Here is a 22956-nt window from a genome sequence, read left to right as displayed (position 1 = left end):
GCTTTTTTTCATGGGCGCGCGACGGGCAGCGCGCGGCCTTCCTCGGCACTGCGCCGGCCGAGATCGAGCAGTTCCATCAGCGCCACCGCCTGCGCGGGCGGCACGGGATTCGGCCCCTGTCCGAGGATCGCGTCGCGCACGGCCGCGTAATACGCGACGTAGTCGCCCGCGCGCGTGGGCCAGGCGCGCTTCGCCACCGTGCCGTCGGCGGCAGGCAGCACGAGCTCGCCATCGAGCGGATCGGCGCCCCACCCGGCCATCGGCGGCCGCTGGCCGGCGCGCAGCGCATCCTCCTGCGGATCGACGCCGTGCTTGACGTAGCTGCCGCGCGTGCCGTGCACGAGGTAGCGCGGCGCTGCATGGGCCGCGAGCGTGGTCGAGTGCAGCACCACGCGCAGCGGCGCATGCGGCCCCGATTCGTAGCGCAGCACCGCGTGGAAGTAGTCCTCGACCTGGGCCCCGTCGCGCAGCACGGCGGTGTCGAGCTGCAGGGTGTCGGGCGTGCCGAACAGCTGCACCGCCTGGTCGACCAGGTGCGCGCCCAGGTCGACCCAGATGCCCGCGCCCGGCACCTTCTGCTCGCGCCAGCGCTCGCGCACCTCGGGCCGGTAGCGGTCGAAATGGGATTCGAAATAGACCGGGCGGCCCAGCTCGCCGCTGGCCAGCAGTTCCTTCAGGGTCAGAAAATCGGCGTCGAAACGGCGGTTCTGGTAGACCGCGAGCACCCGATCGTTGCGTTCGGACAACAGCTTGAGCTCGCGCGCCTCGCCGGCATCGAGCGTGAAGGGCTTGTCGACCACCACGTGCTTGCCGGCCAGCAGCGCCGCCTTCGCGACCGGATGGTGCTGGGCATTCGGCGTGGCGACCACGACGAGGTCGATGTCCTGCCGCGCGACCAGCGCCGCCGTGTCGGGCACCACGGCCACGCCGGGCCAGTCGGCATGCACCTTGTGCGGCTGGGAACTGGCCACCGCCGCCAGCTCGAGCCCGGGCACGGCCGACAGCACCGGGGCATGGAAGGTCTGGCCGGCAAAGCCGTAGCCGACGAGGCCGGCGCGCAGGGGTCTGGAGGTCATGGGAGGCCCGATTTGGCTGGGGACGGGCCGAAGTGGCCGCCATCGGCCCAGTATGCGATAATCGACGGCTTCGCGAAAAGTGCGGCCGGCGTCCTGCCCGCCAGTGGCTCTCGCATCGACCCCCAAGGAAAGACCATGGCAAAAGAAGGCATCCACCCGAATTACCGCGAAGTCCTGTTCGTCGACATGTCGAACGGCTTCAAGTTCGTGACCCGTTCCTGCGTGAACACGAAGGAAACCGCCAAGGCGGACGACGGCCGCGAGCTGCCCCTGTTCAAGCTGGACACGACCAGCGAATCGCACCCGTTCTACACCGGCACCCAGAAGTCGGTCGACAACATGGGCGGTCGCGTCGAGAAGTTCCGCAACCGCTTCGGCAAGACGACCGGCGCCGCTGCCTCCAAGTAAGGCACGCACCCAGGCTCAGGCCTGGCGTCGAGGGCAGCCCGGTTTACCGCGCTGCCCTTTTTGTTTCCCCCACCCGTTGCCGCCCATCGCCCTTTGAACCAGCCCACGCCCGCGATCGTTGCCCAGAATGCCGTGCGCCGGCTGCCGCGCATCGCGCTGCTGCTGCTGTGCGCCGCCTATCTGCTGCCGGGGCTGGTCGGCCGGGGACCCTGGAAGAGCGCCGACATCACGGCCTTCGGCTACATGGCCGAACTGGCGCGCAGCACCGAGGGCATCGCCCGCTGGTTCGATCCGCGCCTGCTGGGCATCGCGCCCGAAACGCCCGCGCTGGTGCCGTACTGGATCGGCGCGCTGGCGATCAAGATCGCGCCCGCCTGGCTGCATCCCGACTTCGCGGTGCGCATCGTGTTCGCGCTGCTGCTGTGGGGCACCTTCACCGCGACCTGGTACGCGGTCTATTACCTGGCGCGCACCGCGCGCGCCCAGCCCGTGGCCTTCGCCTTCGGCGGCGAGGCGCGGCCGACCGACTACGCGCGCGCCATGGCCGACGGCGCCCTGCTCGCGCTGATCGCCTGCCTGGGCTTGGCACAACTGGGCCATGAAACGACGCCCGCGCTGGCCCAGCTCTACTTCGCCTCGCACCTGTTCTACGGCGTGGCGGCCCTGCCCTACCGGCGCGCCGGGCCGGTCATCGCGCTGGTGGTCGGCACGCTGGGCATGACGCTCAGCGGCGGCCCGACCGTCGGTCTGGCTCTCGCCACCGGCAGCGTGCTGTTCATCGCCTACGAGCGCCGCCGCATGCGCCGCGCCGCCGAGCCCGCGAGCACCGGCTGGTCGGGCGTGGGCGAGGACGAAGGCCCGGGCTACACGCGCGGTGCGTTGTTGACCATGGCCGGCGTGACGCTGCTGGCCGCGGCGCTCGCGATCGGCCTCGGCCTGCTGCAATGGAAGATCGACCTGCCCGGCGCCCATCCCGGCACCTCGATCGCGAGCGACATCCGCAGCCAGGCCCGGCTGCTGCTGTGGTTCACCTGGCCGGCCTGGCCGCTCGCGCTGTGGACGCTGTGGCGCTGGCGCCGCCAGCTCGCGGCGCGCCACGTGGCGCTGCCGTTCTGGTTCGCGCTGGTGCCGCTGGCCGCCACCTGGACCACCGACTACTCCGACCGCTCGCTGATGCTGGCGCTGCCCGCGATGGCCACGCTCGCGGCCTTCGCGCTGCCGACCTTCCGGCGCAGCGTGGCGGCGCTGGTCGACTGGTTCACCCTGCTCTTCTTCAGCGGCCTGGCGCTGCTCGGCTGGATCTACTGGATCGCAATGCAGACCGGCTACCCGCCCAAGCCCGCGGCCAGCGTGGCGCGGCTGGTGCCGGGCTTCGTGCCCGAGTTCTCGCCCATCGCCTTCGTGCTCGCGCTCGCCGCCACCATCGCCTGGTGCTGGCTGGTGCGCTGGCGCACCGGCCGCCACCGCGCGGCGCTCTGGAAGACGCTGGTGCTGCCGGCCGGCGGCACCGCGCTGTGCTGGATGCTGCTGATGACGCTGTGGCTGCCGCCGATCGACTATGCGCGCAGCTACGCGCCGCAGGTGCGCGCGGTGAGCGAGCGCGTGGGCCATCCCAAGTGCGTGGCCGAGCTCGCGCTGAGCCGCGCCCACATCGCGGCGCTGCAATACCACGGCCACTTCGAGCTGCAGCCGCTGCTGCTGGGCACCGACTGCCCGTGGCTGCTGGTGGCCCCCGAGACCATCGAGCGGCTGCACACCATCATCTCGCTCGACCAATGGCGCTTCGCGGGGACCCTGCGCCGCCCCAGCAGTCCCTCCGACGACCTGCTGCTGTACGAGAAGATCGCACCGCGGTGAGGGGCGAACGCGGACTGATCGCCCGCCACGCGGGCACGGTGCTGGTCGGCCAGCTAGCCGTGATGGCCTTCGGCGTGACCGACACCATCGTGGCCGGCCGCTATTCCGAGGACGCGCTGGCCGCCCTCTCGGTCGGTGCCGCCATCTTCGTCAGCGTCTACGTCTCGCTCATGGGCGTGCTGCAGGCCCTGCTGCCGGTCTGGGCCGAGCTGCACGGCGGCGGCCGCGGCACCGAGGTGGGCCGCTCGGTGCGGCAGTCGCTCTACCTCGCGGGACTGGCGATCGTCGCGGGCATGGCGCTGCTGCTGCTGCCGGGCCCGGCCCTGCAATGGACGCAGGTGCCGCCCGCCATGCGCAGCGAGGTCGAGGCCTACCTGATGGTGCTGGCCTTCGCGCTCGCGCCCGCGCTGCTGTTCCGCCTGTTCAGCACCCTGAGCCAGAGCCTGGGCAAGCCGCAGCTCGTGACCTGGCTGCAGCTCGCCTCGCTGGCGATCAAGCTGCCGCTGTCGGTCTGGTTCACCTTCGGCGGCGCGGGCCTGCCGGCCATGGGCCTGGTCGGCTGCGGCTGGGCCACGCTGGTCGTCAACTGGGCGATGCTCGGCTGCGCCGTGTGGCTGCTGCGCGGCAGCCCGTTCTACCGCGGCTACCGGCTCTGGCAACCGATCGAGAAGCCCGACTGGGCGCAGATCGGCCAGTTCGCGCGCCTGGGCGTGCCAGCCGGCCTCGCGGTGCTGGTCGAGGTCACCTCGTTCACGCTGATGGCGCTGTTCATCGCGCGCCTGGGCACGACCGCGGCCGCGGCGCACCAGATCGCCGCCAACCTGCTGGCCGTGGCCTACATGGTGCCGCTGTCGCTCGCGATCGCCACCAGCGCGCGCGTGAGCTTCTGGCTCGGCGCCGGCGATCCGGCGCTGGCGCGGCGCGCCTGCCGCACCGGCTTCGAGCTGACCGTGCTGTGCGCGCTGCTGTTCACGCTCGCCATGTGGGGGCTGCGCTTCCAGCTCGCGGCCGTGTATTCGGACAAGCCGGCCGTGATCGCGCTCGCGGGCGCGCTGCTGCTGGTGGTGGCGCTCTACCACTTCGCCGATGCGCTGCAGACCCTGTGCGTGTTCGTGCTGCGCTGCTACCGCGTCACGCTCGCGCCGCTGGCGATCTACTGCACGCTGCTGTGGGTGGTGGGCCTGGGCGGCAGCTACCTGCTGGCCTACCGCGGGCTCGGCCCCTGGCCGGCCATGCAGTCGCCGCTGGCGTTCTGGATCATGGGTGCCGCGGCGCTGGCCGTCACGGCGCTGCTGTTCGGCGCGCTGCTGCGCTGGACGATGGCGCACCGCGTGCGCGGCTGAGCGAGCGGCTGGGCGGCGAAAGCGGCGCGGCCGTTCAGGCCTGCAGCCGCGCCAGCACCCGCGCCTCGCGCACGCGCGTGGCCGGGAACAGCAGCGCGAAGCGCGAGCCCTTGCCCACCGTGCTCTCGATGCGCAGCTCCGCGCCATGGCGCTGGGCGATGTGCTTGACGATCGCCAGCCCGAGCCCGGTGCCGCCGGTCTCGCGCGAACGGCTGCGGTCGATGCGGTAGAAGCGCTCGGTCAGCCGCGGGATGTGCTCGGCCGCGATGCCCGGGCCCGTGTCCTTCACCGCGTACTCGCCGCGGCCGTCGGGCAACACGCGCCAGCTCACCGCCACCTCGCCGCCGCCGGGCGTGTAGCGGATCGCGTTGCTCAGCAGGTTCGACATCGCGCTTTGCAGCTCGGTGGCGGCGCCGGACATCTCGGAATCGGCATCGATGGTGAACGACAGCTTGTGGCCCAGCTGCGGCGAGAGCCGGCCCGACAGGCCGCGGCCCTCGTCCTCGCACTGCGCGAGCAAGGCGCGGATGCGGGTCCACTGGGTGCCGCCGGGCGCGGCACTGCCCTCGAGGCGCGACAGGGTCAGCAGGTCGTTGACCAGCGTTTCCATGCGGTGCGACTGCTGCCCCATCAGCCCGAGGTAGCGCGCGCGCTCGTCGGCATCGAGCGGCAGGTTCTGCAGCGTCTCGACGAAGCCCGCGAGCACCGTGAGCGGCGTGCGGATCTCGTGCGAGACGTTGGCCACGAAGTCGCGCCGCATCGCCTCGGCCTGCTCGAGCGCGGTGATGTCGCGCGTGAGCAGCATGCGGCGGTTGCCCGCGTAGGGATGCACCTGCACCGACAGCCGCACCGTGTGGCTGCGCTGTTGCGAGCCCGGGCCATGGCCGTCGATGACGACGTCGCGGCTGTAGTTCCACGACGCGAGGTAGGCGACGAAGGCCGGGTCGCGCACGAGGTTGGCCAGGTGCTGCAGCAGGTCGCGCTCGGCATCGATGCCGAACTGCGCCGCCGCGGTCTGGTTGCACCACTCGATGCGGCCCTGCTCGTCGAGCAGCACCACGCCGTTGGGCGAGGCCTGGATGGCGGCCAGGAATTCCTGCAGCCGGTCCTCGGCCTGGCGGGTCTGCTGTTCGCGGTCGCGCAGCAGTTTGCGGATGCGCTCGGCCAGTTCGCCCCACATGCCGACGCCGCGGCTGGGCAGCCCCACCGCATCGTTGCGCAGGATCTGCAGCAGCCGCTTGGCGCGCCAGCCGTCGAAGGCCAGCCAGACCACCGCGCCGCCCCAGGCGCCGATCCAGCCCAGCTTCCAGCCGAAAAAGGCTGTAACGCCCGCTCCACCAAGGAGAGACGCTATTAAAAAGGTAGCAATGCGAAACGGCATGGCGGGCGATTATCCGCGCCCGCGGGCGGAGACGCTCACGGCGGTCAAACGGTGGCTTGGGCCGTCAGGCGGTAGCCGGCGCCGCGCACCGTCTCGACCATCGGGGACGCCGCACCCAGCGATTCGCGCAGGCGCTTGACGTGCACGTCGACCGTGCGCTCCTCGATGTAGACGTGGTCGCCCCACACCTTGTCGAGCAGCTGGGCCCGGCTGTGGACGCGCTCGGCGTGCTGCATCAGGTAGGCCAGCAGCTTGAACTCGGTCGGGCCGACCTTCAGCGCATTGCCCTGCCAGGTCACGCGGTGGGTGGCGGTGTCGAGCGCGAGCTCGCCGATCTCGACGCGCTCGGTCACCACCTCGGGCGCGCGGCGGCGCAGCACGGCGCGGATGCGCGCGAGCATTTCCTGGGTGGAGAAGGGCTTGGTGATGTAGTCGTCGGCGCCGGCGTCGAGGCCGGCCACCTTGTCGGGCTCGTCGCCGCGCGCGGTCAGCATCAGGATCGGGACAGCCTTGGTACGGGGGTCCTTGCGCCACTGGCGCGCGAGCTGCAGGCCGCTCTGGCCCGGCAGCATCCAGTCGAGCAGGATCAGGTCCGGCAGGAAGGCATCGATCTCGCGCTGGGCCGCCGCGCCATCCTCCGACCAGATCGGCTCGAAGCCGTTGTGGCGGAGGTTGACGGCGATCAGCTCGGCGATCGAGGACTCGTCTTCGACGATCAGGACTCGGGGTTTTTTCATGCTTTCTTGGGAGTCTTGCCGCAGTCGTACTGGTGTCGTTACTGCAGCGCCGACTCGATTTCCTGCATCGAAGTGTGCCGCACATCGGCACCCTTGACGATGTAGATGATGAACTCGGCGATGTTCTTGGCGTGGTCGCCGATGCGCTCGATGGCCTTGGCCAGGAACAGCAGGTCGAGGCTCGCGGAGATGGTGCGCGGGTCTTCCATCATGTAGGTGACCAGCTTGCGCACGAAGCCGTCGAACTCCTTGTCGATCAGGTCGTCGTCCTTGAGGATCGACAGCGCCGCGGCGGTGTCGAGGCGCGCGAACGCGTCGAGCGCCGTGCGCAGCAGGTTCGACGCCAGGTCGGCCGCGATGCGCAGCTCGGTGGTCGGCAGCACGCGCGAAGCACCGCTCTCGATGATCGACTTGACCATGCGCGCGATCTTGTTGGACTCGTCGCCCACGCGCTCGAGGTTGGCCGTGGTCTTGGAGATCGCGATCAAGAGGCGCAGGTCGCGCGCGGTCGGCTGGCGGCGCGCGATGATCGACGACAGCTCGCGGTCGATCTCGATTTCCATCGCGTTCACGCGGTGCTCGGTTTCCATCACGCGGTCGGCCGCGTCCGAATCGAACTGCAGCAGCGCGTAGATCGCCTGGTGGATCTGCGACTCGACCATGCCGCCGAGTTCCATCACGCGCGACGAGACGCCGTTGAGTTCGCTGTCGAACTGGCTGGAGAGGTGTTTTTCAGTCATGGTGTCGTCCTCTTTGCATCCGTTGTTGCATCAGCCGAAGCGGCCGGTGATGTAGTCCTCGGTCTCCTTGCGCTGCGGCTTGAAGAACATCTGCTCGGTGGCACCGAACTCGATCAGGTCGCCCAGGTACATGTAGGCGGTGTAGTCGCTGCAGCGGGCCGCCTGCTGCATGTTGTGGGTCACGATGACCACCGTGTATTCGTTCTTCAGCTCGGCGATCAGTTCCTCGATCTTGGCGGTCGAGATCGGGTCCAGGGCCGAGCAGGGCTCGTCGAGCAGCAGCACTTCGGGCTTGATCGCGATACCGCGCGCGATGCACAGGCGCTGTTGCTGGCCGCCCGAGAGGCCCGAGCCGCTTTGCTGCAGCTTGTCGCGCACTTCGGTCCACAGGGCCGCCTTCTTCAGCGCCCATTCGACGCGGTCGTCCATGTCGCTGGCCGAGAGATTCTCGAACAGCTTCACGCCGAAGGCGATGTTGTCGTAGATCGACATCGGGAACGGCGTCGGCTTCTGGAACACCATGCCGACCTTGGCGCGGATCAGCGCCACGTCCTGCTTGCTGGTCAGCAGGTTCTCGCCGTCGAGCTCGATGGCGCCTTCGGCGCGCTGCTCGGGATAGAGCTCGAACATGCGGTTGAAGGTGCGCAGCAAGGTCGACTTGCCGCAGCCCGAGGGGCCGATGAAGGCCGTGACCTTGTTCTCGGGGATCTCGAGGTTGATGCCCTTGAGCGCGTGGAACTTGCCGTAGTAGAAGTTCAGGTTCTTGACCGAGATCTTCGCGGGCGCTGCGGCGGCGGTGGGAGCGGTGATGGGTGCCATGTTGCGTTTCTCTTGTTCGTTCTGTGCGGGTTGCGTGGAAGCCGCTTCGGGTTCAGTGCTTGGAGCGCGTGAGGACCCGCGCCAGGATGTTGAGGACGAGCACCGCGACGGTGATCAGGAACACGCCGGCCCAGGCGAGCTGTTGCCAGTTCTCGTAGGGGCTCATGGCGAACTTGAAGATCGTCACCGGCAGGCTGGCCATCGGCTGCGTCACGTCGGCGGTCCAGAACTGGTTGTTCAGGGCCGTGAACAGCAGCGGCGCGGTCTCGCCGGCGATACGGGCCACGGCCAGCAGGATGCCGGTCACGACACCGGCGCGCGCGGCGCGCAGCGTGATGCTCAGGATCACCTTCCACTTCGGCGTGCCGAGGGCGTAGGCGGCTTCGCGCAGGCCAGGGGGCACCAGCTGCAGCATGTTCTCGGTGGTGCGGATCACGACCGGAATCACGATCAGCGCGAGCGACAGCGCACCGGCCAGGCCCGAGAAGTTCTTGAAGTAGGCCACCACCACCGCGTAGACGAACAGGCCGATCACGATCGACGGTGCCGACAGCAGGATGTCGTTGACGAAGCGCGTGACCGAGGACAGCATGCCCTTGGGGTTGTATTCGGCCAGGTAGATGCCGGCCATGATGCCGATCGGCGTGCCGACGAAGGTCGCCAGCAGCACCATCACGAAGGAGCCGAAGATGGCGTTGAGGATGCCGCCCGGCTCGTTCGGCGGCGGGGTCATCTCGGTGAAGGCCATGATCGACAGGCCGCCGATGCCCAGGCGCAGGGTCTCCCAGAGGATCCAGACGAGCCAGAACACGCCGAACACCATCGCGGCGAGCGACAGCGTGAGGGCGATCTTGTTGACGCGGTTGCGCGAGGCGAACCGGGCCTGGCGGGTTTCGGCCAGGGTCTTGGCGTTGATGAGGGATTGGCTTGTGCTCACGACTTCTTTCCTTCGCTCTTCTTCATCTGCGCCAGCAGCACCTTCGACAGCGACAGCACGACGAAGGTGATGAAGAACAGCACGAGGCCCAGGTACATCAGCGCGGCCTGGTGCAGGCCGGCGCCGGCTTCGGCGAATTCGTTGGCAAGCGCCGAGGTGATGCTGTTGGCCGCCTCGAACACCGAGAGCGAGTTCAGCTGGTTCATGTTGCCGATCACGAAGGTGACGGCCATGGTCTCGCCGAGCGCGCGGCCCAGGCCGAGCATGATGCCGCCGATGACGCCGGCCTTGGTGTAGGGCAGCACGACCTTGGAGACGACCTCCCAGGTGGTGGAACCGAGGCCGTAGGCCGATTCCTTGAGCAGCGGGGGCGTGACCTCGAACACGTCGCGCATCACCGAGGCGATGAACGGGATGATCATGATCGCGAGGATGATGCCGGCCGAGAGAATGCCGATGCCCACCGGGGGACCGGACACCAGCGCGCCGAGGTAGGGCACGCCGGCCAGCAGCTTCTGCAGCGGCTGCTGGACCCAGCTCGAGAGGATGGGGCCGAACACCAGCAGGCCCCACATGCCGTAGACGATCGACGGCACGGCAGCCAGCAGTTCGATGGCGGTACCCAGCGGGCGCTTGAGCCAGCCGGGCGAGAGTTCGGTGAGGAAGAGCGCGATGCCGAAGCTCACGGGCACCGCGATCACCAGGGCGATGGCCGAGGTGGCCAGCGTGCCGTAGATCATCACGAGGCCGCCGTATTCGTTCTGGACCGGGTCCCACACGCTGCTCGTGAGGAAGCCGAGGCCGTACTTGGTGATGGCGGGCCAGGCGCCGACGATCAGCGACAGCAGGATGCCGATCAGCATCGCCAGCGTCAGCAGTGCGGCACCCTTGGCGGCCAGGCCGAACAGGCGATCGACCATGGGACCGGAGCGCGATGCCTTCATCGGCGGCGGTGCGGTGGTGCGGCCCTGCTCGGCGGAAAGATCGAGCGCGGTGGCGGCGGCGGGGAAAGTGGATGACACGTGTCGCTCCGGCAAGGACGAAAGCGGCGCGCCATCGAGCGGATTGCTGCTCATTGGCGCGCCGTGTTTTCTTTTTCTATCGGGAAGAGAAAGGCTTACTTGAAGGCAACGGGCTTGCCCGAAGCGTCCTTGACCTCACCCCAGGCCTTGGCGATCGTGGCCTTCACGGCGTCGGGCATCGGCACGTAGTCCAGTTCGTCGGCCGTCTTGTCGCCGCTCTTGTAGGCCCAGTCGAAGAACTTCAGCACGGTGGTGGCATTGGCCGGCTTGTCCTGCGTCTTGTGCAGTAGGATGAAGGTGGCGCCGGTGATCGGCCATGCACCCTTGTCGGCCTGGTTCGTCAGCACCTGGTAGAAGCTCTTGTTCCAGTCGGCACCGGCGGCGGCGGCCTTGAAGGCGGTGTCGTCGGGCGAGACGAAGTTACCGGCGGCGTTCTGCATCTGGGCGTACGTCATCTTGTTCTGCTTGACGTAGGCGTATTCCACGTAGCCGATCGAGTTCGGCAGGCGGCCCACGAAGGCGGCGACGCCTTCATTGCCCTTGCCACCCGCGCCGGTGGGCCAGTTCACGGCCGTGCCTTCGCCGACCTTGCTCTTCCACTCGGCGTTGACCTTCGACAGGTAGTTGGTGAACAGGAAGCTGGTGCCCGAACCGTCGGCGCGGCGAACCGGGGCGATGGCAGCGTCGGGCAGGTTCAGCGAACCGTTCAGGGCCTTGATCGCGGGGTCGTTCCACTTCGTGATCTTGCCGAGGTAGATGTCGCCCAGCACCTGGCCGCTGAGCTTGAGTTCGCCGGGCTTGATGCCCTGGATGTTCACGACCGGGATCACGCCGCCGATGACGGTGGGGAACTGCATCAGGCCCTTGGCCTGGAGTTCGTCGTCCTTCAGGGGAGCGTCCGACGCGCCGAAGTCGACGGTCTTGGCTTCGATCTGCTTCAGGCCGGCGCCCGAACCAACCGACTGGTAGTTGATCTTGACACCGGTGGCCTTGTTGAAGTCCGAAGCCCACTTGGCATACAGCGGTGCGGGGAAGCTGGCGCCGGCACCGGTCACGTCCTGGGCGAACGCGGGAAGAGCGAAAACCGCGGCGACGAGGCCGGCGGTTGCAAATTTGAACGTCGTTTTCATGAAGCTTCCTTTAGAAGTAAGAAGTAGTCCCCTTTCGGGCTTGCGACGGACTCTAGAAAGCTTGTGTGACATCGATGTGACACCCCTCTGTCGAGGGAAAATGGGGCCGCGGAGCCCTCCGGCTCTGTGACGCTGTCACACAACCGTCATGCGCCCGAACTAGCCTCTCGAACCTCGCTGCGGTGGGGTTCGGGGCGGTGGGGAAACCGTCAACGACATACGAATCAGGCTCCGCCTTCTTTACTACAACATGCAAAACGGCACCCGCCTCGCAGCGGTCGATCTCGGTTCCAACAGCTTCCGGCTCGAAATCGGCCAGGTCGATCACGGCCAGATCCACCGCACCGAATACCTGAAGGAGACCGTGCGCCAGGGCAACGGCCTGGACAGCGCACGCAATCTCACGCCCGAAGCCATGCAGCGCGGCTGGGACGCCCTCGCCCGCTTCGGCGAGCGGCTGGCCGGCTTCAAGCGCTCGCAGGTGCGGGCCGTCGCCACCCAGACGCTGCGCGAGGCGCGCAACCGCGAGGAATTCCTGCTGCGCGCGCGCACCATCCTGGGCTTCGGCATCGACGTGATCCCGGGGCGCGAGGAAGCCCGCCTGATCTATCAAGGCGTGGCGCACATGCTGCCCCACAACGACGCCTCGGACCGCGAACGCCGGCTGGTGATCGACATCGGTGGGCGCTCCACCGAAATGATCATCGGCCGCGCCCTCGAGGCCGAGCTGATGGAGTCGTACCGCGTCGGCAGCGTCGCCTGGTCGATGAAGCACTTCCCCGAGGGCCAGTTCACCGCCGCCGCCTTCCGGGCCGCCGAAGTCGCGGCCAAGGCGGTGCTCGACGACGCGCTCGGCAGCTACACGCGCGACCAGTGGGACGTGGCCTATGGCGCCTCGGGCACGATCGGCGCGGTCGGCGACGTGCTGGCCGCGGCCGGCGGCGAGCCCGGCGTGGTCAAGCGCGAGGGCCTCGACTGGCTGCTCGACCGGCTGCTCAAGGCCGGCGGCGCCGACAAGCTGCGCATCGAGGGCATGCGCGAGGACCGCAAGGCGGTCATCGGCGGCGGCCTCAGCGTGCTGCGCGCGGTGTTCGACCTGCTGGGCATCGAGGAGATGAAGGTGGCCCAGGGCGCGCTGCGCCACGGCGTGCTCTACGAACTGCTGGAACGCGACGAGAGCGTGGCCGACATGCGCACCACCACGGTCGCGCGCCTGGCCACCCGTTTCGCGGTCGACCCGGTCCAGGCCCGCCGCGTGGGCGACACGGCCGCCGCCCTGTTCGTGCAGCTGGCGCCGGCCGCGCGCGGCGGCAGCACCACCAGCCGCGCCGGCCGCGCGCTGCGCAAGCTCGGCTGGGCCGCGCAACTGCACGAGATCGGCGCGCTGGTCTCGCACAGCGACTACCACAAGCACGGCGCCTACATCCTCGACAACACCGACGCGCCCGGCTTCGCGGTCAACGAGCTGCACACCCTCGCCCAGCTGGTGCTGGGCCAGCGCGGCAAGCTGCGCAAGCTCGAGGGCTCGCTCGACGACGAGACCTTCGTGATGCAGCTGCTGGCGCTGCGGCTCGCGGTGATCCTGTGCCACGCACGGCGCGATCCCGCGCCCGACGCCCTGCACCTGTCGCCGCTCGGCACCCGTACCTTCTCGATCGCCTGCGCGCCCGACTGGGCCGAGGCCTTTCCGCAGTCGGCCCACCTGCTGCGCGAGGAGGTGCTGGCCTGGCAGAAGATCAGTACCTGGCGCGTGGACCTGGCGGGCTGCTGAGCCGCCCGGCCGAGTGACCGGCGAACAGCCGGCTCCGCCGCGCTCGGCGTCGACACGGCGGGCGCGGCATGGCCGCGCGCAGCCTCAGAGCAGTTCGGGCGACTGCACCGTCACCACGACGGTCTGCACGTCGCCATCGCGCTCGCGCGTGCGGATCCACCACAGCGCGCCCTTGCGCACCGGGCAGCTGTCCTGCTTCAAGCCCAGCAGCAGCGAGATCGCCTGCCCCAGCGAGGGCTGGTGGCCGATCATCAGCACCACCGACTTGCCGTTGGGCCAGCCGGCCGAGGCCAGCAGCGCATCGGCGGTGGTGTCGGGTGCCAGTTCGCTGCGCAGCTTGTACTTGCGCCCGAGCGCCAGCGCGGTCTGTTCGCAGCGCCGCGCGGGGCTGCTGATGATGCGCGTGCCGTCGGGCAGCTGGCGGTCGAGCCAGCTGGCCATGCGCTTGGCCTGCTTCTCGCCGCGCGCGGTGAGCGAGCGCTGCATGTCGTCGCAGCCCTCGGTCCAGTCATCGGCTTCCGCATGGCGCCAGAAGATCAGGTCCATGGTCATCGTCTTTCGAACTTCGGCTTCATTCGCCGGATGCGACGTCACGGGGCCCTCGCGCTGCGTAGCGGTTCATCAGGGCGGCCTGCGCGCCGTGCGCCTCGATCGCACGCGACGCACCGGCTTCGCCCGGGTGCGTGTCGTGGTCGATGCGGGTGTAGACGCCATCGGCGCCGAGATCCCAGGCATCGCGGCCGTCGTGCAGGTAGGCGACCAGGCACTCGTCGATGAGGCGCTGGCGCAGCACCGGGTCGGTCACGGGCCAGGCGAGCTCGATGCGCCGCATCATGTTGCGGTTCATCCAGTCGGCGCTCGAGAGATAGAGCGACTCGTCCTCGCCATGGCGGAAATAGAACACCCGCGAATGCTCGAGGAAGCGGCCGATCACCGAGCGCACGCGGATGTTGTCGGTCAGCCCCGGCACCTGGGCCGGCAGCGTGCAGGCACCGCGCACGATCAGGTCGATCTTCACGCCCTTCTGCCCCGCATGCACCAGTGCCGCGACCAGTTCCTCGTCGGTCAGCGCATTCATCTTGGCGACGATGCGCGTTGGCTCGCCGCGCTCGGCCGCCGCGGCCAGCGTGGCGATCTGCGCGCGGATGTTGCTGTGCAGGTCGAAGGGCGCGAGCCACACGCGGTTGAGCTTGGGCAGCTTGCTCTGGCTCGCGAGGTGCACGAACACTGCTTCCATGTCGGCGGTCAGCAGCGGGTCGGCCGTGAGGTGGCTGATGTCGGTGTACAGGCGCGCGGTGCGCGGGTTGTAGTTGCCGGTCGACAGGTGGCCGTAGCGGCGCATCTGCTTGCCCTCGCGGCGCGTCACCAGCAGCATCTTGGCGTGGGTCTTCAGTCCCACCACGCCGTACACCACCTGGGCGCCGATCGACTCGAGCATCTCGGCCCAGTTGATGTTGGCCTCTTCGTCGAAGCGCGCCTTGAGCTCCACCACCACGGTGACTTCCTTGCCGCGGCGCACCGCCTCGCGCAGCAGCTCCATCAGCTCGGAGTCGGCGCCGGTGCGGTAGATGGTCTGCTTGATCGCCAGCACCTGCGGGTCGTGCACCGCCTCGCGCAGGAAGGCCAGCACGCCCTCGAAGCTCTCGAAGGGCTGGTGGATCAGCACGTCGCCGCGCTGCAGCCGCTCGAAGAAGGACTGCGCGGGCGACAGCGTGATCGGGTAGGAGGCCTGGTAGGGCTTGAAGCGCAGCTTCGGCTCGTCGAGCAGGTCGGCCAGCTGCGTGAAGCGCGCCAGGTTGACCGGGCCGTGCACGCGGTACAGCGCCTCGGGCGGCAGGTTGAACTGCTCGAGCAGGAAGCTCGCGAGCGACTCGGCGCAGCTGGCCGACACCTCCAGGCGCACCGCCTGGCCGAAGTGCCGGTGCTGCAGGCCCTGGCGCAGCGCGGTGCGCAGGTTCTTCACGTCCTCCTCGTCCACCGCGAGGTCGGAATGGCGCGTGACGCGGAACTGCGAGAAGTCGCCGACCTCGCGCCCCGTGAACATCGAGGACAGGTGCGCGCGCACCACGCTCGACAGCGCCACGAACAGCGTCTTGCCGTCCGACACCTTGGCCGGCATCTTGATCAGCCGCGGCAGCACGCGCGGCACCTTCACGATCTGGATCGGGTTCTCGCGACCGAAGGCGTCCTTGCCACCCAGGCGCACGATGAAGTTGAGCGACTTGTTCGCGACCTGCGGGAACGGATGCGAGGGGTCGAGCCCCACGGGCAGCAGCAGCGGGCGCACCTCGCGCTCGAAATACTCGGCCACCCACTTGCGCTGCGCGGGGTTGCGCTCGCCGTGCGAAATGATGTGGATGCCGTGCGTGCCGAAGGTCGGCATCAGCTCGTCGTTGTAGAGCGCGTACTGGCGCGCCACCAGCGTGTGGACCGCCTCGGCCAGCCGGCGGAAGGATTCGACCGTGTAGGTGCCCTTGTGGTCGTCGGCGCTGCCCGCGATCAGGTGTGGCGCGGCGCGGACCTCGAAGAACTCGTCGAGGTTCGACGAGACGATGCACAGGTAGCGCAGGCGCTCGATCAGCGGCACCTCGGGGCGGTGCGCCCAGTCGAGCACCCGCTCGTTGAACGACAGGATGCTGTGGTCGCGGTCAAGCAAGGTGAATTTCGGCGTCTCGGCCACGGAAGGCAGCGAATCGGCCGGATCGGAAGGCATGGACACGGATTCTGGAACAAGCGGCACCATGGCCGTGCTCGATAAAGGGAATGTGACAGTGTCATGCGGGTTTGTGACATTTGCATGACTTTCCCGTGACGCCGTCGACATGCCTACTTTCGACTGCTCTTCCCCGTCCGGCGGCAGGACGGACGACCCGTTCGCGGGTCGGACGACCGCTGGTTTCATGCGCCCAGGAAATGCTTGCGGTAGCGCGCCGGCAGGTCGTCGATGCGCATCAGCATCGGCAGGTCGGCGGTGTTGAAGTCCGGATCCCAGGCCGGCGCGCCGAGCACCTTGGCGCCCAGGCGCAGGTAGCCCTTGATCAGCGCGGGCGGTTCCACGTCGAGACTGCCGTCGAGGCGCTCGACCGGCAGCGCGAGCCGCGGCTGCACCTGGTACTGGATCGGCGCCATGTGGCTGGCCGACAGCTGGCGCCAGATGCTGGCGGCCGCGTCGCCGCAGGTCACGCCGTTGTGCGACATCGGGATGCTGGCGCAGCCGATCATGGTGTCGAGCTTGTTGCGGTGCATGAAACCGGCCAGCGCGCCCCACAGCGCCAGGATCACGCCGCCCTGGCGGTGCTCGGGGTGCACGCAGCTGCGGCCCAGCTCGACCATGCGCTCGCGCAGGTCGCGCAGGCGGGTCAGGTCGAATTCGGTGTCGCTGTAGGTGCTGCCCACGCGGCGCGCCTGGGCCGGCGTCAGCACACGGTAGGTGCCGATCACCTGCTGCGTCAGTTCGTCGCGCACCAGCAGGTGCTCGCAGAAATCGTCGAACAGGTCCACGTCGTGGCCGGGCAGCGAGGTGGAGATGCGGGCACCCATCTCGCCGACGAACACTTCATAGCGCAGGCGCTGGGCCGCGCGCACATCGTCCTGGTGACGGGCCCAACCGACGGTGATGCCCTGCTTGGCCTCGATGACGGGGGCCGGCACGACGACCGCGGGGCTGACGGCAGCGGGGACCTTGGGCGTCGCGGTGACGGCGGCGGCGGTGCCGGCGACAACGGGCGCGGGCCAGAGGGCTGCGCGGAGCCCGATCTGCGACAGCGGAAATGTCGGGTTGGGCAGTTCTTTCATGTGGAAACCCTTTCTGCTGGGCGAGTCTCGGCACCCGTGGTGAAAAGCGCGTGTCATGGCCGTGGCAATTGCATGACGATGTGACGGGCCGCCGGCCTTCCTTTCGGGGGTGCTCCGCCGCCGCTTCTTTGACGTCTAATGGCTTTCATCGCCGAACCCGCACCGACCTGGAGTCCTCGCCCGATGGCCCTCACCGACGCTTCCACCGCCGCACCGACTCCCGCCGGCGGTAACCGACAGTTGCAGACCTTTCCGGTGCTCAACGACAGCGAGATCGCGCGCATCGCGCGTTTCGGCAGCGTGCAGCACTTCGCGCGCGGCAGCCGGCTGTTCACCGCCGGCGAGGTCGGCGCCGGCATGTTCGTGCTGCTCAAGGGCGTGGTCTCGGTCACCCAGCGCGATGGCCTGGGCCACGTGGTGCCGATCGTGCGCCAGGGGCCGGGCGAATTCCTGGCCGAGGTCGGCCAGCTCAGCGGCCGCCCCGCCCTGGTCGACGGCCATGCCGAGGAGGACGTCGAGGCGCTGGTGCTGCCGCCCGCGCAACTGCGCGCCCTGCTGGTGGCCGAGGCCGACCTCGGCGAGCGCATCACCCGCGCGCTGATCCTGCGGCGCGTGGCGCTGATCGAATCGGGCGCCGCCGGCCCGGTGCTGATCGGCCAGCCGCAGTCGCCCGACATGGCGCGGCTCGAGAACTTCCTGCGCCGCAACGGCCATCCCTATCACCTGGTCGATGCCGACCAGGACCCCGACGCCGCCGCGCTGCTGGCGCAGTACGGCGGCCACCAGCTGCTGGCCGTGTGCCCCAACGGCTCGGTGCTGGTGAACCCGGCCGAGGACGCGCTGGCGCTGTGCCTGGGCATGGTCGATGCAGCGGCGCACGACGAGCTCTACGACGTCGCCGTGGTCGGCGCCGGCCCGGCCGGCCTCGCGACCGCCGTCTATGCCGCCTCCGAGGGGCTGCGCGTGATCGTGCTCGACTGCCGCGCCTTCGGCGGCCAGGCCGGCGCCAGCGCGCGCATCGAGAACTACCTGGGCTTTCCCACCGGCATCTCGGGCCAGGCGCTGGCCGGCCGGGCCTTCGTGCAGGCGCAGAAGTTCGGCGTCGAGATGCTGATCCCGGCCAAGGTGGCCTCGCTCGACTGCGCGCGCACCAACGCCGACGGCAGCCTCGCGATCGCGCTGGCCGACGGCCGCCGCATTTCGGCGCGCACCGTCGTCGTCGCCAGCGGCGCGCGCTACCGCCGGCCCGGCGTGCCCAGGCTGCACGAATTCGAGGGCCGCGGCATCTGGTACTGGGCCTCGGCCATCGAGGCCAAGCTCTGCGCGCAGCAGGAGGTCGCGCTGGTCGGCGGCGGCAACTCGGCCGGCCAGGCCGCCGTGTTCCTCTCGCACCATGCGGCCAAGGTCAACGTGCTGGTGCGCGGCCCCTCGCTCGCAGCCAGCATGTCGCGCTATCTGATCGACCGCATCGAGGCCACGCCCAACATCTCGCTGCAGCCGCATACCGAACTCGTGCGGCTGCACGGCGATCCCGACGACGGCCTCACCGGCGCCACCTGGCGCTGCCACAGCACGGGCGCCGAGCATGACTGCCCCGCGCGCAACATCTTCCTGTTCGTCGGCGCCGAACCCGAGACCGACTGGCTCGCGGGCTGCGGCGTCGCGGTCGACAAGCACGGCTTCGTGCAGACCGGTCCCGACGCCAGCGCGGGCTTTCCCGCGCGCCCGGCCACCGCGCTCGAGACCAGCGTGCCCGGCGTCTTCGCGGTCGGCGACGTGCGCTCGGGCTCGGTCAAGCGCGTGGGCGGCGCGATCGGCGAAGGTGCGGCGGTGGTCGCACTGATCCACCAGCACCTGGCCTCGAACTCGGCAGTCGCCTGAGTCCCGATCCCTCCACCATTCATCCAGGAGAACCCACGCATGCGCATCAAGCCCTGCGAACACGTCCCCGCGGAGATCGCCGCGCCCCACACCCTGCGCGGCTGCGAGGAATGCCTCAAGACCGGCGACAGCTGGGTGCACCTGCGCCTGTGCGTGCACTGCGGCCACGTCGGCTGCTGCGATTCGTCGAAGAACCGGCATGCCACGCGCCACTCGCAGGCCGAGGGCCATGCCGTGATCCAGTCGCTCGAACCCGGCGAGGACTGGATGTGGTGCAACGCGCACGAGCGGCAGGTGGGCTGAGGCGCGCGCCGGTCATTGGCCGTGCGGCGCACGCCCGCGTGGCCGCCTGTATATGCTGGCTGCCGCGTCGAGGAGCCCCTCTTCGCCGCCCCCATCCAGACCGGAGACTCGACAACATGCCCGAACCGAAGACCATCGAGGTCTATTCCTGGCCCACGCCCAACGGCCACAAGATCCACATCATGCTCGAGGAGTGCGGCCTGCCCTACCGCGCGCACCCCATCGACATCGGCAAGGGCGACCAGTTCGCGCCCGACTTCCTGCAGATCAGCCCCAACAACAAGATCCCCGCCATCACCGACCCCGACGGTCCGGACGGCGCGCCCATCTCGCTGTTCGAATCGGGCGCCATCCTCGTCTACCTGGCCGGCAAGACCGGCCAGTTCCTGCCCCAGGGCGACCGCGCGCGCTACGACGTGCTGCAGTGGCTGATGTTCCAGATGGGCGGCGTCGGCCCCATGCTCGGCCAGGCGCATCACTTCCGCCTCTACGCGCCCGAGAAGATCGCCTATGCCATCGACCGCTACACCAACGAGGCCAAGCGCCTCTACGGCGTGATCGACAAGCAGCTGTCGAAGCACAGTTTCATCGCCGGCCCCGACTACAGCATCGCCGACATCGCCATCTTCCCGTGGCTGCGCAGCTGGCAGAACCAGGGCATCACCCTCGAGGACTACCCGCGCCTGAAGGACTGGTTCGACGGCATCGCCGAGCGCCCCGCCGTGCAGCGCGGCGTGAAGGTGCTGGCCGACCTGCGCAAGCCCATCACCGACGACAAGGCGCGCGAAGTGCTTTTCGGCAAGACCCAGTACGAGAAGCGCTGAGACCGCCTCATATTCGGGCTAGAATAGAAGGCTTGTCGGGGTGTAGCGCAGCCTGGTAGCGCATCTGGTTTGGGACCAGAGGGTCGAAGGTTCGAATCCTTTCGCCCCGACCAAGAATCTTCTTTCCTGCTTTGCTTTCTGTTCCGCCTGGAATCTGCCCGTAGCTCAGTTGGATAGAGCACCTGCCTTCTAAGCAGGTTGTCGGGGGTTCGATCCCCTCCGGGCAGGCCAACTCCGTTGTTGATTTCCCTGGGTTTTTCCGACACACCGCGAAAAGCTGAACCTCCCAAAGCGACTCAGAACGACCCACCGCTACCCCGAAAGGTAGCGGCACTACTCGCCCGTTCTCGTACGCATCTGCCATAGCGCAGAACATCCAAGCAGGCGACGGGCGCTACCGACTTCGCATCGAGCACAAGCGGCTTGATCGCCACAACTTCTCCATCTTTGAGACCGAGGCCGAAGGAGTCGAACATCGCGACACGCTCAAGTCCTATTTGAGAAGCGCGGCATGGTGCCACGAGGCATCCAATCCGATGCGCAGACGACGAAACGTCCGCTCATGATGGAGATGGCCTCAGCCGCCTGGCGGTTCTGACTCCCGTTGAAGAGCGCATGACCCAGCCAGAGGATGGCGATCAGCGTGGTGCCGGGCCTTCAGGATGACGTTGTGGAGCCAGAGACGAATGATGAATCGCCGCTGGGCCCGGTTGGGATTGAAAGTTATGACGAACACATCGCCCTCGTCGATGACCTTGCCGTCCTCGTTCTTGGGTGACTCGCCCTTGGCGATGATCCGGTAGAGGCAGCCACTGAACAACCGCCATTCCGGGTCACGCAGGCAGCGCTCGAGCTCGGCCGCGTCCCTGGGCAGTTGGTTCCGCGGGGCGCGCCGCAGCCTTAGCCGGGAGCGCCATCGTCCACGTCCTGGCGCGACATGAAGCCGCTGGTGCCGGCCGGAGCCTCGGGCGCCTCGGGATCGTTGGCCACGGGCCGGAACCCGTTGCCATCGCCGTTCGCGATGCTGTGTAGCAGGGCCGCCAGCGGATCGGTCTTCTGCTGGTTGTCCTTCTCGTAGAGGCCCAAGTGCTTGAACAGCTTCTCCATCGCCGCGCCCTTGTCGTGCATGGAGATCTCGATGCCGTACTTCGTCATCTTGGCGCTGGCGTAGAGCGCGACCGCCCGGGGCGACAGGCGGCGCGTGTCGGCCAGCACCGTGCGCGGCTGGCCGTCGCCGCCACAGTTCGGGCAGGCCGGGTGCGGCGGCTTGAGCGGGTCGAAGCCGATGCCGCCCTTCTCGTCGAACTCAGCTGGCGCCGCGTTTTTCAGGGCGCGCTGCTCTCGATCGTGGTTGAACTCGCCGACCGTGCGCTGGTACCTGAAGCCCTCGCCCCAGCAGTGCCGGTAGCAGCCGACCTTCACCTGCACCAGCTCGCGCGGGTCGGCCAGCATGCTGTTCCAGACTTCCGTCACCACGCGGTCGGCATCCACCTGCGTGCGTTCCTGCTGCGCCTTCCGGGCGTCTGCGATCGCGGTCTGGATGTACGGTTTTGACAGGCTCTCGGACGCCATCTGCCGCGCGCTGTCCGGGCTGTAACCGGCGCGGATCGCTGCCTGCGTTCCGTTCAGGTCGACTAGGTACTCGTCGACGAAGCGCTGCTGCGTCGGTGAGGCCGAGCTGGGGCCGGCTCTGTGGCTGCTGGGCGGCGTGGCTTCTTCGCCTTGGCGGCCGGGGCCCTCTTGCGCGCAGGCGAGCCCGCGGCCTTCTTGGGGGCTGCGGGCTCGGTGGCGGTCTTCTTCGGTGCGGGCGCCTGCTTCGTGGCCGGCTTGGGTGCTGCCATGCGCGGGAGTGTTCCGCACGTCTCACACCTGGTCGAACTCTAGAGGGGGCTTAAAGGGCTCCGCGACTCATCAGCGCTTAGATCGCGTAACAGTGGCTTCCCCAGCTGGAATCTCCGATGCGCCAGCGGCCAAATTCGACACCTGCCCGAACAGCGAGGGCATGCCTGCGGCGTTTCGCTCAGCTTCCTCGATTTGGACCTTCTTGATCGCCTTCGCTTGGGACTGCTGTCCCGTCAGCGGGCGGCGCTGTGTCAACAGCTTGTTGCTCTTCGGCCCCAACAGCGGCTCTTGCCGCAAGAAGCTCTGCAAGACTTTCATCTGCCTTCCTTTCTGACTCTGCGTCGGCTTGCGCGTGAAGATCGACCGTCTGCCGGTACACGGTATCGAACTCGGCCAATACGTGATCGCCGATCTCGAAGTGTTGACCCAACCCGCGCACCGCGAACATGTCGGTGTCTTCTCCAACACCGGGAGCCACCTCTGCTCTCTTCTTGGCGCTGAAGGTCAGCCACAAAGTCTTGGTGAAACCCGCGTTTTTCCCATGTCTTAAGAACATCAAATGCGAGTTTGCGTGATACCAACCATTCCCTATCGCGACGAAGCCCGCTGCGTCATGACACGAAATCGTTGCTCCATCCGCCACGTAGATGTGCGCGCCTGTACGATCAACGCCAGCGATGATCGCCTCCACCCGGGGGAACGTCTTTGTGATCATTTCTGTGGCAAGACTCGACACCAGCTGTGGCGACAATTCAGCTTGGCGTGCGATGAACGTCTCCAGCGTCAGGCCAAGCGGCCCTAGAAACTCGCTTGCAGCGCGGTTTGCGCGCAGTTCGCTATGAACATGGGAATACATTGCGGCGACTTCGCTTATGCGGAGCCAATCAGGTGGCGGCTCCACACTAAGCATCCGATTGATTCGGTCTCTCATCCGGGCGACGATCTCGGCCTGAATCGTCATCTCGCCGGCGACCATCAACACTGCTGAACTCGTAAGCTCATAGCATTTTGAAACCGGCGGCTGGAATTGGACATTTCCAGCAGTCAGCATGCGGTCCGACGCTCCGATCACAGATCCGCTCGTCTCACA

21 protein-coding genes and 2 tRNA genes are annotated in these 22956 nt (G+C 68.2%); 10 read left to right on the top strand and 13 right to left on the bottom strand.

The annotated features are described in order from the left end of the window. Positions 1 to 8 precede the first annotated feature (8 nt). On the bottom strand, positions 9 to 1076 hold the full coding sequence (locus AC07RM_RS06250; RefSeq protein WP_495333798.1) for an oxidoreductase: 1068 nt from the start codon (positions 1074 to 1076) through the stop codon (positions 9 to 11). A gap of 135 nt (positions 1077 to 1211) precedes the next feature. Here AC07RM_RS06250 and AC07RM_RS06245 point away from each other — a divergent pair, with 135 nt between their 5' ends. The 3 genes from AC07RM_RS06245 (at position 1212) to AC07RM_RS06235 (ending at position 4684) form a co-directional block, all read left to right on the top strand. Further along, the gene (locus AC07RM_RS06245; protein ID WP_093341315.1) at positions 1212 to 1484 is read left to right on the top strand and encodes a type B 50S ribosomal protein L31; all 273 of its coding nucleotides are present in this window, start codon (positions 1212 to 1214) and stop codon (positions 1482 to 1484) included. A 93-nt stretch (positions 1485 to 1577) separates the two neighbouring features. Next, the gene (locus AC07RM_RS06240) at positions 1578 to 3341 is read left to right on the top strand and encodes a hypothetical protein (protein WP_495333796.1); all 1764 of its coding nucleotides are present in this window, start codon (positions 1578 to 1580) and stop codon (positions 3339 to 3341) included. Beyond that, entirely contained in the window at positions 3338 to 4684 is a 1347-nt protein-coding gene (locus tag AC07RM_RS06235) for an MATE family efflux transporter (RefSeq protein WP_495333794.1), read from the top strand. The genes AC07RM_RS06240 and AC07RM_RS06235 overlap by 4 nt, the downstream gene beginning before the upstream one ends. A gap of 34 nt (positions 4685 to 4718) precedes the next feature. On the opposite strand, the gene phoR is transcribed toward AC07RM_RS06235, so the two are convergent. Genes phoR through pstS form a run of 7 tightly spaced genes read right to left on the bottom strand, consistent with a single transcriptional unit; the run spans position 4719 to position 11450 of the window. Continuing rightward, positions 4719 to 6065 (bottom strand): phosphate regulon sensor histidine kinase PhoR, encoded by a 1347-nt coding sequence (gene phoR, locus AC07RM_RS06230; protein WP_093341310.1) that lies wholly within the window; start codon positions 6063 to 6065, stop codon positions 4719 to 4721. A 44-nt stretch (positions 6066 to 6109) separates the two neighbouring features. After that, entirely contained in the window at positions 6110 to 6802 is a 693-nt protein-coding gene (gene phoB / locus AC07RM_RS06225; RefSeq protein ID WP_057594225.1) for a phosphate regulon transcriptional regulator PhoB, read from the bottom strand. 38 nt (positions 6803 to 6840) lie between these two features. Beyond that, positions 6841 to 7542: a phosphate signaling complex protein PhoU gene (gene phoU, locus AC07RM_RS06220; protein ID WP_093341308.1), complete on the bottom strand. Its 702-nt coding sequence runs from the start codon at positions 7540 to 7542 to the stop codon at positions 6841 to 6843. 30 nt (positions 7543 to 7572) lie between these two features. Continuing rightward, positions 7573 to 8361 (bottom strand): phosphate ABC transporter ATP-binding protein PstB, encoded by a 789-nt coding sequence (gene pstB, locus AC07RM_RS06215; protein WP_093341306.1) that lies wholly within the window; start codon positions 8359 to 8361, stop codon positions 7573 to 7575. Between the two features lie 52 nt (positions 8362 to 8413). After that, complete coding sequence (pstA, locus tag AC07RM_RS06210) at positions 8414 to 9298, bottom strand: phosphate ABC transporter permease PstA (protein ID WP_093341305.1); 885 nt, start codon at positions 9296 to 9298, stop codon at positions 8414 to 8416. Continuing rightward, positions 9295 to 10374 carry a phosphate ABC transporter permease subunit PstC gene (gene pstC, locus AC07RM_RS06205; protein ID WP_093341303.1) on the bottom strand — a complete coding sequence of 360 codons (1080 nt, stop codon included), beginning with the start codon at positions 10372 to 10374 and terminating at the stop codon, positions 9295 to 9297. The genes pstA and pstC overlap by 4 nt, the downstream gene beginning before the upstream one ends. 41 nt (positions 10375 to 10415) lie before the next feature. Beyond that, positions 10416 to 11450 carry a phosphate ABC transporter substrate-binding protein PstS gene (pstS, locus tag AC07RM_RS06200; RefSeq protein ID WP_490876975.1) on the bottom strand — a complete coding sequence of 345 codons (1035 nt, stop codon included), beginning with the start codon at positions 11448 to 11450 and terminating at the stop codon, positions 10416 to 10418. Positions 11451 to 11700: 250 nt separating this feature from the next. On the opposite strand from pstS, the gene AC07RM_RS06195 reads away from it, so the two are divergent. Further along, a complete protein-coding gene (locus AC07RM_RS06195; RefSeq protein ID WP_495333792.1) occupies positions 11701 to 13221 on the top strand; it encodes a Ppx/GppA phosphatase family protein in 1521 nt (506 codons plus the stop codon). Between the two features lie 84 nt (positions 13222 to 13305). Here AC07RM_RS06195 and AC07RM_RS06190 read toward each other — a convergent pair whose 3' ends face one another. The 3 genes from AC07RM_RS06190 to AC07RM_RS06180 form a co-directional block, all read right to left on the bottom strand. Then, complete coding sequence (locus AC07RM_RS06190) at positions 13306 to 13767, bottom strand: SixA phosphatase family protein (protein WP_057594239.1); 462 nt, start codon at positions 13765 to 13767, stop codon at positions 13306 to 13308. Between the two features lie 25 nt (positions 13768 to 13792). Beyond that, positions 13793 to 15934, bottom strand: a complete 2142-nt coding sequence (gene ppk1 / locus AC07RM_RS06185) for a polyphosphate kinase 1 (protein ID WP_093341297.1) — start codon at positions 15932 to 15934, stop codon at positions 13793 to 13795. A gap of 185 nt (positions 15935 to 16119) precedes the next feature. Beyond that, positions 16120 to 17016, bottom strand: a complete 897-nt coding sequence (locus AC07RM_RS06180) for a GNAT family N-acetyltransferase (protein WP_093341295.1) — start codon at positions 17014 to 17016, stop codon at positions 16120 to 16122. 183 nt (positions 17017 to 17199) lie between these two features. On the opposite strand from AC07RM_RS06180, the gene AC07RM_RS06175 reads away from it, so the two are divergent. The 6 genes from AC07RM_RS06175 to AC07RM_RS06150 all read left to right on the top strand — a co-directional run bounded on the left by AC07RM_RS06175 (position 17200) and on the right by AC07RM_RS06150 (position 20802). Further along, positions 17200 to 18897: an FAD-dependent oxidoreductase gene (locus AC07RM_RS06175; RefSeq protein WP_495333790.1), complete on the top strand. Its 1698-nt coding sequence runs from the start codon at positions 17200 to 17202 to the stop codon at positions 18895 to 18897. 39 nt (positions 18898 to 18936) lie between these two features. Then, entirely contained in the window at positions 18937 to 19200 is a 264-nt protein-coding gene (locus tag AC07RM_RS06170; protein WP_203205608.1) for a UBP-type zinc finger domain-containing protein, read from the top strand. Positions 19201 to 19316: 116 nt separating this feature from the next. Beyond that, entirely contained in the window at positions 19317 to 20024 is a 708-nt protein-coding gene (locus AC07RM_RS06165; RefSeq protein ID WP_208507867.1) for a glutathione binding-like protein, read from the top strand. Positions 20025 to 20060: 36 nt separating this feature from the next. After that, positions 20061 to 20137, top strand: a tRNA-Pro gene (locus tag AC07RM_RS06160). Positions 20138 to 20178: 41 nt separating this feature from the next. Continuing rightward, positions 20179 to 20255 (top strand) — tRNA-Arg (locus tag AC07RM_RS06155). A 400-nt stretch (positions 20256 to 20655) separates the two neighbouring features. Continuing rightward, positions 20656 to 20802: a hypothetical protein gene (locus AC07RM_RS06150; protein WP_495333788.1), complete on the top strand. Its 147-nt coding sequence runs from the start codon at positions 20656 to 20658 to the stop codon at positions 20800 to 20802. A gap of 122 nt (positions 20803 to 20924) precedes the next feature. Here the strand turns inward: AC07RM_RS06150 and AC07RM_RS06145 are convergent, their stop codons facing one another. Next, complete coding sequence (locus AC07RM_RS06145) at positions 20925 to 21884, bottom strand: terminase small subunit (protein ID WP_495333786.1); 960 nt, start codon at positions 21882 to 21884, stop codon at positions 20925 to 20927. 160 nt (positions 21885 to 22044) lie between these two features. Continuing rightward, positions 22045 to 22917, bottom strand: a complete 873-nt coding sequence (locus tag AC07RM_RS06140; RefSeq protein ID WP_495333784.1) for a hypothetical protein — start codon at positions 22915 to 22917, stop codon at positions 22045 to 22047. Positions 22918 to 22956 lie beyond the last annotated feature (39 nt).

It is taken from the genome of Variovorax sp. GW821-FHT09B05, assembly GCF_059418265.1.
Note: the sequence above shows the minus strand (reverse complement) of the source record. Positions and strands in the feature narration are given on the sequence as shown.